Below are 14949 nucleotides of genomic sequence, written 5' to 3' on the forward strand. Positions count from 1 at the left end.
GCACTCACTGTATGCGGCGTCCCACGCGGGTAGATAGGGAAAACTAGGCTTCTCCTACCCCATTTTCCGGGTATTCGAGGGCGGGACGCAGAAGGTATACCGCACTTTCTCCGTACAGTTTGCGCGATTCCTCCTCCCAGTGCTCCGTTTGCCAATCGGGAGCCTCGTCTCGCGCTGAACGTTCCACCACTATCCAGGCATCCGGGTCACAAAGCGGGTGCAGCTGGTCTAACACTTCCAGAATTTCGCTATTTTTCATAGCATAGGGCGGATCAATAAAAACCAATTCCCACTGCGGGTTGGGGTTGGCTCCTAGAAGCCGCGACCCCAAGAAAGTCAGAGCTGATTGCACATAGAGCTTTGCGGGGGCAAAAACCGGGGAAGAGCCACGATTCTTGCGGATTATTTTGGCGGCACTTTGCGCGCGATCTACCAAATCCAAGCTGAGCGCCCCGCGTGATAAAGACTCAAAACCGTAAGCTCCTGACCCGGCAAAAAGATCCAAAACGCAGGCATCTTCCGTGGCTCCGCGAGATTGCAGGGCAGAGAAAATTGCTTCCCGAACTCGGTCTTGAGTGGGGCGCGTACCCGAGGAGGGTACGGCTAGCTGAGTACCTCGGGCAGTTCCAGCTATTATTCTCATCATGATGACAGTTTAACCCTAGCTAGGTTCATATTACAGCGGCTCCCGGTTATAACTTTCAAGGCACCGCTATCCGCGCTCTAAAAATTCTTGTTCTTCTTCGCTAACCCGTCGGGAGATCGCCTGCTGTAGCACTTGATGCTGTTGTAGCTGCGGATCGGCTTCCACCAGCCTCTTTGCATCTTTACGCGCCTGGGAAATAACTTTCTCGTCAGCCAGCAGATCCAAAATTTTTAGCGAGGACGCTCGACCCGATTGACTGTCTCCCAGAATGTTTCCGCTTTCGCGCAGCTGCAAATCAATAGCCGCCAGTTCGAAACCGTCGGTAGTTTTGGTGAAAGCATCGAGGCGGTTGCTGGCAAGAGTATCTGGCTGCGCCCCCGACCAGACCAGGCACACTCCCCCGAATTTGCCCCGCCCGATCCGCCCGCGCAGCTGATGCAACTGGGCGAGACCGAAACGGTCAGCGTCTAGAATCACCATCATCGTCGCCTGGGGGACATCTACTCCCACTTCAATTACCGTGGTAGACACCAGTAGCGGCGTTTTCCCGCTAGTGAAATCAGCCATGGCGCGATCTTTTTCTTCCGCATCCATTTGTCCATGTAGCATCCCGATTTCGATTCCAGCTAACACCGGTAGTGCCTGCAACTGCCTGACGGTATCGTAAACGTTCGCGAGGGGTTCTTTTGCGGCTGCTGCAATATTCTCTGCGGCATCCTCGTCCTCTAAGAGGGTAGTACCCTCTTCGCTTTGCGCGCCGGGTTTAATCGCCGGACACACCACAAACACGCGATGACCAGCTTTGATTTCTTCGGCGGCGCGCTGCCAGGTACGTGCTGTCCAGCTCCGATTAGCGGTATTTACCCGGAAAGTCGCTACTTTTGCTCGCCCTGGAGGCATTCCCTGCAAGGTCATGAAATCCAGATCCCCAAAAGAGGTCATAGCTACGGAGCGCGGTATCGGGGTTGCGGTCATCACCAGCAAATGAGGAGTGCCCGATTCTGCCTGCCGCAACCGATCACGCTGCCGCACCCCAAACTTGTGTTGCTCGTCGATAACCACCACTCCGGGGGAGGTAAGTATTACGCGTTTAGAAAGCAACGCATGAGTTCCCACAATCAGCGCTGGCTGCCCCGTTTTAAGGGCATCTAAAGTGCGGCGTTTTTCCGCAGTGGGCATCGAGGAAGTCAGGCGGTAAATCGGGACTCCCTCGCCTCCGCGCAAAGTGAATCCTCCCGGCTGAGCATACTGCCCTAGCAGATTAGTGAGGGTAGAAAAATGCTGTTGTACCAAAACTTCGGTGGGCGCCATGAAAACCCCTTGCCGGCCACCATCTACAGCTCGCAGCATCGCCAGCAGCGACACTACGGTTTTACCGGAGCCCACATCCCCTTGTAATAACACATTCATCGGACGCGCAGATGCTATCCGCTGGCCAATATCGGCTAAAGCCTGCTGCTGGGAATCAGTTAAAGCAAAAGGCAACGTGGAGGCGACCTTCTCGGTAAAACCCTCGGATACCTCCTCTAGAATCGGGGCATCTTCGGCGAGTTCTTGACGCCGCTCGGCTAAAGCCGCCTGTAATACAAAGGCTTCTTCATAGCGAAAACGGTTGCGTGCTGCCTCGTAGTGCCCGCGAGTTTGCGGACGATGGATCTGCTCTAGAGCCGTATTTAGTTCCAATAGTCCTTGCTCCACCCGAATATCGGCAGGGAGAGGATCATCCAAAGGTTGGGACTTTAATAACTCTAAAACCACGGCAATCGCTTTTTGCGTGGTCCAAGTCGGTAGCCCCGCCTTCGCGGGATAAATCGGTTCGGGACGCTGTGCCTGCACTTTAGCTGCCTGGTTGCTGGCGGCGTCCAGATTTTCATCTTCTACCTCTTGATAGGAGGGGTGGGACAGTTGCAGACGTCCACGGTAAAGACTGGGGCGACCAGAAAATAGTTTTGTTTGCCCCACCTGCAGTTGTGAGGACATCCAGTTGATGAGATGCTGGCTTTTTGCCCAAAACACCGCATCCATCAGGGTTTCCCCGTCGCTTAGTTGCAGGGAAAGCATCCATTTTCCGCCGCGCGTGCGCCTTCGAGAAGAGTCAGCGATTTGGGCGATTACCGATTGCTCTTCCCCTAAAATGAGTCCAGAAAAAGCCGTGAGCTCCCCTAACTCGTGATAGCGCCGCGGAAAGAAATACAGCAGTTCCAGGGGAGTTTTAATCCCAAATTTTTTTTCCAGTTTCCCGGCTGCCCGTCCCAAAATATTCTTTAGAGATGCACCAGCTAGGGAGTTAGATTTGTTGCTCACGAAGAGAGCACCCCCACTACAGTGGCTCCTCTTTGCCCGCCGCTGATAAGTTCGATCCGGATTCCCGGGGCGCCTTGGAAAAGCGCGTTTTGCACCCGGGAGATCATTTCGGAGTCTTCTCCCCGCCCACTCAAAATTCTTGCCTGCACATCATCGCGGTTTACCGAGGAAGAAAGCATTTCAAAAGGCATTTCTGGGGTAACGCTGAAGGTGCGTTGCCTCGCTAAGGAGTCAAAAGTGCGCGAACGCTGCAACTGGATTAAATCGGGACACGCAATTGCTGAAGAAACCACTTGCGTGAGGGCGCGCGCGGCTTCCAATACTTGCAAATCGTCTTGCGTGGGAGCCACCATCAGCTCGATACCTTGATCTTTGGCAGGTCGTACCATGTTGGCCAGCTCCGCGGCACTTACCTGGTCACAGGGTAAGACTTGTACTACTTCTTGTTCCATTTCCGCAATCACTGGCAGTACCTGTGGGGAGATTCCGGGACGCGAATAGACTACCGTAGCCCCCAAGTTAGCTATGTCTGCTACCAATCCGGGAGCCGAAGCATAGGCTAACACCGCTGGTCTAACCGGATGAATGGTATGCGAAGACCCCAGACTCACCAGATTGGAAGCGGAGGCCTCAGTTTCGACTGGTAAGGGCGGGCGGATCAACACCATCCCCGAATTTTCGGGTAAAAGCTCGATTACTCTCCGTGGATGCCGGCTGCGCACCAGCAACATGCGAGGCCCAATCCCCAGCATGTCGGCCCTACCGGTCATCGCCCCGTAAACCCCGTTTTCTTCTAGTTGCTTACGTAATTGCTGGAAGCGTGAGTTATCGACTTCCCCGCGCCAGGTAAGCATTAAAGAGTTCATTCGCGTGGGCGCGTGCACCCCCGGGTGAGAGGCAGGAACCATGTCCCGTATCATCTGCAAACTGGTGTTGACTGCTCCGATCTCTTGCTGGTTTTCCCGGGAATAAGTTTCTAGCATGGCCGCTATGAGCAGCATCAACACCGCTGCCCGCGCGTCGGGACGCCCGCGGTTATCTTCCGCGCCCTCAACTAAAGCCACTTGGCTAGCCAGCCAGGCACGAGAAAGAATATCTTCGATCGACATTTGGTCTGGCTGGGTTTCCAGCTCTGCGTTTACCTCTTCTATCAGCCCCGAGAGGGTGGGCGGATCCAGGCGTTCAACTGCGGGGAGCAGGCAGCGCTCAGAACAATCTCTGCTAGAACGCAATATTTTTAACAGCTGCACCGGGTTCAAGGAGGGCGAGCTGGTCGCCCCGGCAGCAACGCTGGCTAACTCGGCGAGTACAATCCCGATCATTCCCCTGGCTCCCGCCAAGGAGGAATCGGCAACTGCCTCTAGAACCCAACGAGCGTCTTTATCGGCACCGGCAGGTAATCCCGCAACTGTCAGCGCCACCTTATCCCAGGTCAGTAGGGCGTTTGAACCGGTATCAGAGTCAAGTTCACTCTGTAAATCCATAGCATCTAAGGCTGGCTGCCCAGCCTGTAGAACTTCCCCGCTAATCTTTACCCAACTGCGAATATTGGCTCCGGTAACTAGCAGGTCTACCCGTTCGGCAGATTCCAGAGTTTGCGCTACATTTTCCCGTTGCCGTTTAGTTTTGGGTTTCGCGGACTTCGGCACTACCTGCGGCACTTCAAAATCAAGTAAGCCGGTGGTTCCACTGGGCTCGGCGTTCTGCTGCGGTTGCGCCCCGCTTTCTTTTTTCCCCTGATTCCGAGGGCGCGGGAAGGTTTTGCTCTTCTTTACGCTTTGGTTTCCGCTATCAGTTATTTTTCCCCACTGATAATCATCCGGTTGCGAAGCAGCTGCCGGAGTAACAGTTTTAACCGATTTTTTCTCCCGGGCGGCACGAGCGAAATCCGCAAAAGAAAACAGATCTGCTAGGGGTTCTTCTTCTCCCACCGCCGTCTCCTTCCTTCTCAGCTATGCCCGGGGTCCTCGCCTACCCGCTCTCATAGTCTAGCGAGTTTTCAGTGAAGCCTGGCACAATAACCACCTGGTAGTTGGCTGTTGCCCCCCGAATCGGTTAATCTGGTCGGGTTGCCGATATCTGGGTTATTAGCCCAGAACTAGAAGAATACTTGAAGGAGACTATCGTGGCTGCCACCTGTGACATCTGCGGAAAAGGCCCCGGTTTCGGGAAGAGCGTTTCGCACTCCCACCGGCGCACGAACCGCCGTTTTAACCCGAATATTCAAAGCGTGCGCGCCGTTGTTGGTAGTGGCCGCAAGCGCATGAATGTTTGCACCAAGTGCCTCAAGTCTGGGCGTGTTGCTCGCTAGCTGAGGGGAAAATCAGCGCCGTCTGCCTCTGGCAGGCGGCGTTATTTTTATGCCCACCCGGAAAGTTATTCCACCTGAACGTGAGATTCTATGTAAAGTTAATAATGATTTCTCGTCCATTAACAGCTAAAGGATTCTCATGAGCCAGAACAACCCAAACCAATACGGTGATTTCCCCAACAACTCAGGGCAGTCTCCCGCTGCTAACAATCCGGATAGCTCTTTAAATCCGGGAGCTCCTGGTGGGCAATTCCATCAGATTCAGCCCTACCAGCCCCAGCCGGGCAGCCAGAGTCCGATACCTCCTGCCCCAAATAGTGGCAACTACCAGTGGAATAGTTCTGGGCAACCCCAGGGACAGCCCTTCCCGCAAGCCCCCGGTAACTACCAGCAATATCCGCCTATTCCTGGGCAGCCGGCTCCGGGCATGGCCTCTCCTATGCCGAATCCCATTCCTGGGCAGTACCCGAATCAAAAGTCAAAAATGGCAGCCGGTCTGCTCGGTATTTTCTTGGGCGGTTTAGGGGTGCACAATTTCTACCTAGGAAACACCGGAAAAGCAGTAGCGCAACTACTGATTTCGCTACTTTCTTTGGGATTCCTAGCTGCCATTTCAGGTATCTGGGGTCTAATCGAAGGCATATTAATTTTGACGGCAAAACCAGGATCTTCTTGGGCAGTCGATGCCGAGGGGATACCTCTACGTGACTAACTAGCATCGAGCCGGTTTCTTTTGGTTCCCAGCACCAAGTGTGCCCACAGGGAAAACTACCACTGATTGCGCTTCCGGTTTTCCCATGTGAGGAAGTTCAAAGATCCTCGGAACACTCTCAGCTTCCCTTAAGGCGATCTGGTCTGCTAGATTAGGTAGTAACCGACCAGGAAACTGGTACGAAAGTGGAGGTTTTCCCACCTGGATGCTCGCGGGTATCGGGTAAGAACAGATGTTTAAAGCATCTGCGCGTTTTTTCGCTGCCTCCGCTCAATAAGCGGAGGCTTTTCTTGTTTAAAGCCTCCAGAAAACTCAAGCAAGGAGTAGCTATCAGCAACGAGACACGCATTAATGACCGCATCCGGGTGAAAGAAGTACGCCTAGTTGGTCCCAGCGGGGAACAAGTAGGGGTAGTCCGGATCGAGGATGCATTGCGCCTAGCCACCGAAGCTGGCTTGGATCTAGTAGAGGTCGCCCCCACGGCGAAACCTCCAGTTTGTAAGTTGATGGATTACGGCAAGTTCAAATACGAAGCCGCACAAAAGGCTCGTAATGCCCGTCGTAACCAGGCAAACTCCCAGCTAAAAGAGATTCGTTTCCGCCTCAAGATCGACGACCACGACTACGAAACCAAGAAAGGTCACGTAGTGCGGTTCCTTGAAGGCGGGGACAAAGTGAAGGTCATGATTATGTTTCGCGGGCGCGAACAGTCTCGCCCCGAACTGGGCGTAAAACTTTTAGAACGCCTAGCTGAGGACGTAACCGAGATGGCCACCGTAGAATCTATGCCCCGCCAAGACGGGCGCAATATGACTATGGTGCTGGCTCCCACGAAACGTAAACACCATACTAAGTCGGATCAGCGTCGCCGCCGCGATCAGCAAAGTGGCGAGACTATGAACCGGCAACAACTTAAGGATGCCCGTAAAGCGCGGAAAGCCAAAGAGGCTCAGGAAGCTGCAGCCGCCGCCAAAGCAAAAAAGTAGGGACGTCCGAACCGCCTAAGAAATAGGCAGAACCACCGGCGTGCCGGTAGAGAGGAAAAATAATGCCGAAGATGAAGACGCACTCCGGTGCGAAGAAGCGCTTCCGCAGAACCGGAAGCGGAAAACTAATGCGGGAAAAGGCGGGTAAACGCCACCTGCTAGAACACAAATCTTCCAAACAGACCCGTCGCCTCAGCCGTGATCAGGTAGTGGCTCCTGCCGATACCAAGCGCGTAAATAAGCTGCTGGCTGGCAACAAGTAGGCAAGGAGAGGATTAAGAGAGATGGCACGCGTAAAACGAGCAGTTAATGCTAAGAAGAAACGTCGCACCGTACTGGATCGCGCCTCTGGCTACCGTGGTCAGCGTTCTCGCCTATACCGTAAGGCCAAAGAACAGCTGCTACACTCGGGCGTTTATTCCTACAACGATCGCCACAAGCGCAAGAATGATTTCCGGAAACTGTGGATTCAGCGGATCAATGCCGCTTGCCGCGCCCAGGGCATGACCTACAACCGGTTTATCCAGGGTCTGCGCCTAGCGGAAATCGAAGTTGACCGCCGGATGCTCTCCGAGCTAGCGGTTTACGATATTGATACTTTTAATCAGCTGGTAGAAAAAGCGAAAGCTGCCCTACCGAAGGACGTAAACGCTCCGGCTGCTTAAAGCCGCTAATAAGAAGTTAGCTTATTGCTTAATCTACGCCTAGACATGATTGATAATCCTCGCTCTCAGCGAGTGCGGATTCTAGTCAATCTGTCTAGGCGTAGTTTTCGTTTAAAGCAAGGATTACTCCTAGTAGAAGGGCCGCAAGCCTGCGCCGAACTGCTGCGTTTTTACCCGGAAGCGGTGCGGGATGTGTATCTCCATAACCGTGCCCCCTCCCCCGCTATCCAGGTGGCGCGGGAGGCGCTAGGAATTACTTCCTGGGTACATCCGGTAACCCCATCGGTAATGAAGTTATTCGCGCCCTCGGCGCAAGGAATTGCGGCCACTGCCCAGCTTTCCCTGCTCCCTAGCGATAAGCTTCCGCCCGCGGAGGCTTTGAAAGAGGGCGCTTGGGCGGTATGCGCGCGGGTACAAGATCCCGGCAACCTGGGGACCATCATTCGGATTGCCGATGCTTGTGGCCTGGCGGGGGTACTGGCTTTGGAAGGCTGCGCCGATGCCTCGAGCCCCAAAGTTATCCGCGCCAGTGCCGGGAGCCTGTTTCACCTGCCGGTTTACTCCGGTGCCTCCTTCGGTTCTTTAGCGGGGGTGAGCGCGGAAAACAATGGCTGCCTAGTGGGCCTGTCAGGAGCAGCCGAAACATATCTCCCGGCTTTTACAGCCTCGGATTCGGTGGCGGCCTCACCGCTGTTTATCTGCCTGGGTAATGAAGCCCAAGGTTTATCTAGCGAGGAAATCGCCCTCTGTAATGAAACCATCGCCATCCCTATGTGGGGAAGGGCCGAGTCCCTAAACGTGGCAACTGCCGCCGCGATCGCCCTACACGCCATCGCGAGTGCCCGCATTCGCTAAACAGGCGAAGATCCTCCGCAAACCTTATCCCGTTGATTTATCCGTGCAGTCGGCACACAGGCCAAATACATCTGCCATATGTTCAATATCGCTGAATTGATAGCGTCGGGAGATCTCGGCAATCCACTGTTCTAACTGGTCATCTTGAATATCTACGGTATAGCCACAATTTCGACAAACTAGGTGGTGATGGTGGCGCTGCGCAGCGCAGCGCCGATAGAGGGTTTCGCCCTCTTCGGAACGTAAACTGTCAAGCTCCCCACCCTCAGTCAGGATCTGCAAATTCCGGTAAACAGTAGCCAGCCCCACGGTTTGTCCGGCCGTCACCAGGGCAGCGTGTATCTGTTGGGCAGATCGAAAATCTGTTTCATCAGCCATGATTGCCATAATGGCGTCCCGCTGCCGGGTTTTTCGCTGCATTGCCATTGTTTGTATTACCTACTTTCCTGCATCGCCTCAGTTTTGACGCAAAAGACAGATTTTCCTAACTGCCGCCTCCAGCGCGTATTGCGGATCCCGGCTAGCACCTTTCGCATCTTCATCAGCTTGCGCAATAATCTTAATCGCCTCCGCCAGGTGGGCATCGCTCCATCCGCGTACTTCTCGCCGGGCTTTTTCCATCTGCCAAGGCGCCATTCCCAGCTGAGCAGGGCTTATTCCCCGTGCGCTAACTTTTGCCAGGTTGCGAAATTTGAGGGCGAGCGCGCCTCCAATCGCGACCGGCTCCACCCCGGAAGAAAATGCTTGCCGCAGCAACACCAGGGCACGCGCAAGATTCCCCACCGCGGCGGCGTCAGCTACGTTAAATCCGGTAGCCCCTACCCGCGAACCGTAGAACTGTTGCACTGCCTGCAAAGTTACCGCCTGCGGATAGTCAGAAACTAACTGGCGGGCAGCTCCGATTAGCTCCGCCAAATCCCCACCGAGCGCATCTACTAGCAGCTGCGCTCCAGCGGGCTCAATGCGTCCGCCCGCCGTGCGGACTTCTTCGACCACTAAGGATAGTTTGTCGCGCGCATTTTTTATCTTCGCGACTTTTACCTCGCGCGCCCCTGCTTTCTTGATCTTGTCTACCTGGCGTTTTCCTTTATTCGAGCCATCGTGCATGGCTACCACCCAGCAATCTGCTTGCGGCGCGGCTAAGTAACTTGCCAGATCCTGTCCTAAATCCTCATCGGCGGATTCAAAATCGGGTATCACCACCAGGCGGGCTTCTCCAAACAATGAGGGGGAAGTCAAGGAATCTAGGGAACCTGCCTGATAGCCGTTAGCAGTCACCTCAGTCACCGCTAGAGAGGGGTCTTGGTTTCGCCCCAGCTGTTTTAAACGCGCCAGGGCGCGATCTGCTAGCAGCTTCTCGGGGCCGCGAATCAGCACCCCGGAGCTTAAAGTGCAATCGCGCCAACTCATCTGCTTTGAGGCCATGCTTTAACATTGCCATTTATCTTCCTTTTTGGAAAGTAGCAGCGGTAAATATAGGTCAGCCCCACCACCACTATCCCCAAAGCTAGGATCCCTGGTCCACCCGCTGGCCACGGCAAAATTGCGAGCCGATTGGAGGCGAGAGCCCGGGCAACTACCATCACCCAGGTACACCCGATTCCCAGTATTTTTGCCAACAGCGTTCCCGGCAGTGGCAAAAATGTTAGGCAGGCTCCACCCCAGATCAACAGAGTCACTACCGGAGCGATAGCCACATTAGCGAGCACGGTCAAAGTGTTTATTCCGGGACGGATTAGCAATTGCCCCGGTAGACAGGCTAGCTGCGCTACCAAGCTAACTGCGCTTACAGAGAGGAAAGCAGATAAAAACTTTCTAAAAAATGGAGGATATTTTCGCGTTAGCAGTAGAGGGATTCGCCCGCTCCCCTGTATTTTTGCAGTCTCGATTCCCTTTTGCAGCCTTTCCTCTAATGGCTTAGCTACCAGTACAATTGCCGCAGTAGCACTAACTGAGAGCAAAAAACCGGTATCGGCTCCGAATCCGGGTTCAAAAATTAGCAGACCGATGATCGCAATTTCGAGGGCGGTAAAAGAGTACGGCTCTCTGCCCCTAGCTAAAGCCAGAAGGGCAACCATTCCCATGACCGCCGCCCGTAGCAGCGAAGGAGAAGACCCTAGAAGCAGGCAGTATCCCACTAACAAACTGGCGCACGAAAGCAGACGCCAGCGGCGTTTCAGCCCCGCACTAAGTAGCGCTACCAGGGAAAGTAGTACCGAGATATGCATCCCGGACACACAGGTAATATGCACGATCCCGGCAGTTTTTAGGGCTTCGGTATCCGCAGACGCATCGGCGCGGATCCCCAGTATCATGGCCGGCAGCAGCGTAGCTGCTGCCGGAGAATCTGCAGCTACCAGTTTTTCTTCCAATCGGGCCGCGAACTTTTGTTTAAGGGCCGCCGCCCCGCGCGGCCCGGCTCTTACCTTTGGGGTAGCGATAATTCTTCCTGGGATCTCCAATAGAGTATTTGCACTGATTACCGTGGTTAAATCTTGGCTAGATTCCCCGGCGTTAGATCTCCCGGCACGGGACGGTTTTTCTAGCTGCAAGACAGTTTCCACAACAGTTCCCCGAGGATATTTGGGCAGGTGTTGACCAAAGGCCACCACTTTCAGACCAGTTTTTACTGCTGGCGCAGGTGGCAGGCGGGCTGATAATAGGCGTAGCTGGGTTATTTGTTGATCGCTTTCGGCGGCGTATTTTCGCGGCGGCGTCTCTACCTCTGCTATTGCCTGGACTTTATCGATCTGCCCCTGCCAGGCGCGCGCTAGTGGGTCAGCGGCTATCACCCGCGCTGCCTGGCTGATCGACACTGCCACCCCGCCCAGCGCTCCTAAAGCCAGCGCACACCCCAGGATAATCCCGGGGAGAACTTTCCAGTAGCTAACCAGCAACAGTAAGACAGCGCCCCCAAGGGCTAAGGCACCGATAAATGGCACCCATGCTAAGGGAAGAGCTGGTAAAAGCCAGGCACCCAGCCAGACAATAATGGCTGCTGGCGTTAAGCGTAAATCTAGGATTCGCCCCTGCATAGCTTGTCTAGAGCCTGATCATTCCGGACAAGGCCGCATATTTTTTCTCCCCGATTCCGGAAACATTCCTCAAATCTTCCAGGTTTTGGAAACGTCCCTGCGTTTGGCGATAATCTACAATCCTTTGCGCTAGCGATTCTCCCACCCCTGGCAGTTGCTCTAACTGCTGCTTCGAAGCCTCATTAATAGAGATTTTCCCGCCGCCCGCACCGGCGACACCGCCCTCATCGGCCGATTGTCCACTGCTTCCGGCCGCGCCTGCTTCCGCCGCCGCCTCGGCCCCCGCCCCACTGCTTTCCTCAATTCCCACCCGCAGCTGTTCCCCGTCGCTAAGACGGCGCGCGAGATTTAGACCCGACAGATCTGTACCCGGAAGCGCTCCTCCAGCGGCTTTAATCGCGTCTTGTACCCTCGCAGAAGCCTCTAGGCGTACCACTCCCGGTTTTTTCACTTTACCCACCACATCCACCAGTACCTCTCCGGTAACGCCAGGTGCCCGCCCTGGCGCGGCGCGGGTAGGAGAACTAAAACTAGGGATTGCGGGAGAACCCCCGCTACTGAGAGTCTTACCTTGCGCCCACCCCGCCATCACTGCCACAATCACCACTGCTATTAGCGCTGCCGACACGATTCGCGGGGAAGGCGCCCAACGCAGGCGGAGACCGCGGGGATCAGAACGCAACCGGGTTTCCGCCGCTTGCAAAAGCTGGTGCGCCCGGGGAGCCTGGGAGGACGCCTGGCGAAACTGAGAGCGGGTATAGCTGGGTTTTTCTGGAGCCATAGAGCGAAAATAGGTTGCTGCTGCGCCCTCGGCAAGCTTTAAAAAGTTCGCAACAGGAAAAGGTAACTCCACCTAGGACGGGGGACAAACCGCTATCAGAATCCGCGGTGCAAGCGGGTTAATACGTCCTCTAAATCAGCGGGTAAAGGGGCCTGAAAACTAATTTGCTCACCGGTTACCGGATGGACAAACCCCAAGGTCACCGCATGAAGCCACTGCCGGGTCAACCCCAGTTTCTGCGCTAGGTGCGGATTTGCCCCATATATCGGATCACCTACGATCCCATGCCCAATTGCTTCCATATGCACTCGAATCTGATGCGTCCGCCCCGTCTCCAGCTGCACCTCGAGCAGTGACGCCCCCGGTAAAGACTCCAAGGTGCGGTAATGGGTTATGGCCGGTCTACCCCCGGCAACTACCGCCATTTTGAAATCGCGGGAAGGATGCCGCCCAATCGGGGCATCAATAGTTCCCGCAGGCGGATCTAGATAGCCTTGCACCAAAGCATGATAAATCTTCTTCACCCGGCGCTCGCGAAAATCATCCTGCAACCGGCCATAGGCTAACTCCGACTTGGCCACTACCATAGCCCCAGAAGTTCCCACGTCTAAGCGGTGAACGATTCCTGTCCGCTCTATCGGACCGGAGGTAACGATTTCTTCTCCCGCCGCCAACAGGGCACCAACAACCGTCGGCCCCTGCCAACCGGGAGCAGAATGCGCCGCCATCCCCACCGGTTTATTGACCACCACGATATCGGCGTCCCGATACAGAATCGGAAGCGGCGCCGGAGTTTCTAAACTCTGGGGGGAGGTATCGGGCAGCAGCACTTCCACCTGGTCACCGCGAGCTACCTCCGCCGATTTTCGCGAAACTACTCCGTTAACCTTTACCTCTTTTTGTTTAATCAGTTTGGCAACCAGGGAACGGGAAATCCCCAGTTCAGCTGCTAATACTTGGTCAAGGCGCTTGCCGTGCGCACCTTCTGGGAGCAGTATCTGAACCCGTTCACGCATCCTTGCCCCGCACCCGCTCCGGTTTGTAGGAGTGATTACCACTAACCGAGGGGACGCCCAGCACCACTAGCACCACTACGGCCACTACCCCGACCACAATCGCGATATCCGCAATATTTCCGACGAACATCGAACGGTAGTTCAAAAAATCAATCACGTGCCCGCGGAAGATTCCCGGAGGGCGAATGAGGCGATCAACCAGGTTTCCCAGCGCCCCTCCTGCCAGTAGCCCAAGAGAAAGTTGCCAGGCACGATTAGTCATCGCGCGTCCACTCCAAATGATAATGGCCAGCACCACCGCCGCTATTACCGAGAACACCCAAGTAAAGCTTTCTGCCAGCGAAAAGGCCGCCCCGGGGTTGCGCACCAGTTGCAGACCAATGAAATTACCGATTAGAGGTTTTTCGGGTGCCCCTATTTCCAGCACGCTGAGCGCCCAGGCTTTGGTGACTTGGTCAATGATTAACACCGGTAGCGCTACGAACGCGAATATCACCAGGAGCGGCGCCTGCTTTTGTTTTTTTCGCTGATTCATTTTCTTTCCAGGTCGGTTGAGTCTATTCCTAAATTTAATAAAAAAGTAGCGGCGCCACCACTTACGTGATGGCGCCGCTCTAATCCTCCTTGGCTCTTAGGAGGAACTACGTTTAAATCGCTAGCTATGCCTCTTGCGCATCTAGCTGACCGATCAAAGACTGTAGGTGCTCGCGCACCTTCTGGCGATAATCGTTTTCGAAGGCCTTGAGGTCATCGACCCGGGACTCGAGATCTGCACGCTCAGATTCTAGCTGCTCGAGGACGCGACGACGCTCATCATTGGCTTCCCGTACGATCTGGTCACCCTTGAGGCGGGAGTCTTCCAGAATCTGGTCAGCTTCTTGCTGCCCGTTGCGCACGTATTCGTCGTGTACCCGCTGTGCCAGCGCCAGCATAGAGGTGGCATCTTCTGGCTGTTCCGCACTGGACTGCGGCGCAGCCTGCGACTTTTGCTCCGCCTGTGCCAGTTGCTCCCGCAATTGCTCGATTTCTGCCTCGGCCTGCTGGGTCTCAGCCTGAGACTGCGCCAGCGCCGCCTGGGCTTCTTGCTGAGTTTGCGCCAAATGTGCCTGCAGAGCCTGGATTTGCTCTCCGGCTTGCGGATCGCCCTCGGCGGCGGCCGCCTGGTACTGCTGTACCTGCGTCTGCATTTCGGCAATCTGCGCATTAGCCGTCTCGAGCTGCGCCTTGAGAGCGGCAGTTTCTTCACCGCTATCACTGGGTGCTACTACCCCACCGGCAGCTGCCTGCTGGCGAACTTCGTCTAGTTCAGATTTTAAGGAAGCGTTTTGATCCTGCAGAGTCGCGATAGTCTCTACGACCTCATCGAGAAATTCGTCAACTTCTTCCTGGTCATATCCTTCACGGAACTTAGTCGCCTGGAATTGCTTCCAGTGGACATCTTCAGCAGTCAGCAGAGCCATACCTGTCACCTCAGTTATCTATCGTGTTTTTCCCGAGGTAGGTGCTCTACCTGCCAGCGGGAACTTCTGCGCTATAGGTTGCAGTTGGAAACAAGCATACCGGAGATCTGCTCAACTTCCACATCTTCAACAATAGTAACATCTATGATTTTGAGCAACACTTTAGGCAATTTTCTGC

At 54.9% G+C, this 14949-nt stretch carries 16 protein-coding genes; 6 read left to right on the forward strand and 10 right to left on the reverse strand.

The window, feature by feature from the left end; translation table 11 throughout:
• Positions 1-43 precede the first annotated feature (43 nt).
• The 3 genes from F605_RS09210 to F605_RS0101370 form a co-directional block, all read right to left on the reverse strand.
• A complete protein-coding gene (locus tag F605_RS09210) occupies positions 44-646 on the reverse strand; it encodes an RsmD family RNA methyltransferase (RefSeq protein WP_022864119.1) in 603 nt (200 codons plus the stop codon).
• 66 nt (positions 647-712) lie between these two features.
• Positions 713-2950 (reverse strand): ATP-dependent DNA helicase RecG, encoded by a 2238-nt coding sequence (locus F605_RS0101365; RefSeq protein WP_022864120.1) that lies wholly within the window; start codon positions 2948-2950, stop codon positions 713-715.
• A complete protein-coding gene (locus F605_RS0101370) occupies positions 2947-4881 on the reverse strand; it encodes a dihydroxyacetone kinase family protein (RefSeq protein WP_022864121.1) in 1935 nt (644 codons plus the stop codon). The genes F605_RS0101365 and F605_RS0101370 overlap by 4 nt, the downstream gene beginning before the upstream one ends.
• Positions 4882-5075: 194 nt before the next feature.
• Here F605_RS0101370 and rpmB point away from each other — a divergent pair, with 194 nt between their 5' ends.
• The 6 genes from rpmB (at position 5076) to F605_RS0101395 (ending at position 8479) form a co-directional block, all read left to right on the forward strand.
• On the forward strand, positions 5076-5261 hold the full coding sequence (rpmB, locus tag F605_RS11240) for a 50S ribosomal protein L28 (RefSeq protein WP_081639087.1): 186 nt from the start codon (positions 5076-5078) through the stop codon (positions 5259-5261).
• A gap of 139 nt (positions 5262-5400) precedes the next feature.
• Entirely contained in the window at positions 5401-5973 is a 573-nt protein-coding gene (locus tag F605_RS11505) for a TM2 domain-containing protein (RefSeq protein WP_022864122.1), read from the forward strand.
• Positions 5974-6263: 290 nt separating this feature from the next.
• Positions 6264-6959 carry a translation initiation factor IF-3 gene (gene infC / locus F605_RS0101380; protein WP_022864123.1) on the forward strand — a complete coding sequence of 232 codons (696 nt, stop codon included), beginning with the start codon at positions 6264-6266 and terminating at the stop codon, positions 6957-6959.
• A gap of 62 nt (positions 6960-7021) precedes the next feature.
• On the forward strand, positions 7022-7222 hold the full coding sequence (gene rpmI / locus F605_RS0101385) for a 50S ribosomal protein L35 (protein WP_022864124.1): 201 nt from the start codon (positions 7022-7024) through the stop codon (positions 7220-7222).
• 21 nt (positions 7223-7243) lie between these two features.
• A complete protein-coding gene (rplT, locus tag F605_RS0101390) occupies positions 7244-7624 on the forward strand; it encodes a 50S ribosomal protein L20 (protein ID WP_022864125.1) in 381 nt (126 codons plus the stop codon).
• A 24-nt stretch (positions 7625-7648) separates the two neighbouring features.
• Positions 7649-8479, forward strand: coding sequence for a TrmH family RNA methyltransferase (locus F605_RS0101395; RefSeq protein WP_022864126.1), 831 nt, complete (start codon positions 7649-7651; stop codon positions 8477-8479).
• A 24-nt stretch (positions 8480-8503) separates the two neighbouring features.
• Here F605_RS0101395 and F605_RS0101400 read toward each other — a convergent pair whose 3' ends face one another.
• The 7 genes from F605_RS0101400 to F605_RS10845 all read right to left on the reverse strand — a co-directional run bounded on the left by F605_RS0101400 (position 8504) and on the right by F605_RS10845 (position 14771).
• Positions 8504-8905 carry a Fur family transcriptional regulator gene (locus tag F605_RS0101400; RefSeq protein WP_022864127.1) on the reverse strand — a complete coding sequence of 134 codons (402 nt, stop codon included), beginning with the start codon at positions 8903-8905 and terminating at the stop codon, positions 8504-8506.
• Positions 8906-8935: 30 nt separating this feature from the next.
• Complete coding sequence (gene holA / locus F605_RS0101405) at positions 8936-9904, reverse strand: DNA polymerase III subunit delta (protein ID WP_022864128.1); 969 nt, start codon at positions 9902-9904, stop codon at positions 8936-8938.
• Positions 9886-11514, reverse strand: a complete 1629-nt coding sequence (locus F605_RS0101410) for a ComEC/Rec2 family competence protein (RefSeq protein WP_022864129.1) — start codon at positions 11512-11514, stop codon at positions 9886-9888. The genes holA and F605_RS0101410 overlap by 19 nt, the downstream gene beginning before the upstream one ends.
• Positions 11515-11521: 7 nt before the next feature.
• Positions 11522-12295: a ComEA family DNA-binding protein gene (locus F605_RS0101415; RefSeq protein ID WP_156005215.1), complete on the reverse strand. Its 774-nt coding sequence runs from the start codon at positions 12293-12295 to the stop codon at positions 11522-11524.
• A 95-nt stretch (positions 12296-12390) separates the two neighbouring features.
• Positions 12391-13311, reverse strand: coding sequence for an RluA family pseudouridine synthase (locus F605_RS0101425; protein ID WP_022864131.1), 921 nt, complete (start codon positions 13309-13311; stop codon positions 12391-12393).
• The gene (lspA, locus tag F605_RS09220; protein ID WP_022864132.1) at positions 13304-13846 is read right to left on the reverse strand and encodes a signal peptidase II; all 543 of its coding nucleotides are present in this window, start codon (positions 13844-13846) and stop codon (positions 13304-13306) included. Before lspA ends, F605_RS0101425 begins: the two co-directional genes overlap by 8 nt.
• A gap of 124 nt (positions 13847-13970) precedes the next feature.
• Positions 13971-14771, reverse strand: coding sequence for a DivIVA domain-containing protein (locus tag F605_RS10845; protein WP_022864133.1), 801 nt, complete (start codon positions 14769-14771; stop codon positions 13971-13973).
• Positions 14772-14949: the final 178 nt, after the last annotated feature.

It is taken from the genome of Varibaculum cambriense DSM 15806 (assembly GCF_000420065.1).
GTDB classification, from domain to species: domain Bacteria; phylum Actinomycetota; class Actinomycetes; order Actinomycetales; family Actinomycetaceae; genus Varibaculum; species Varibaculum cambriense.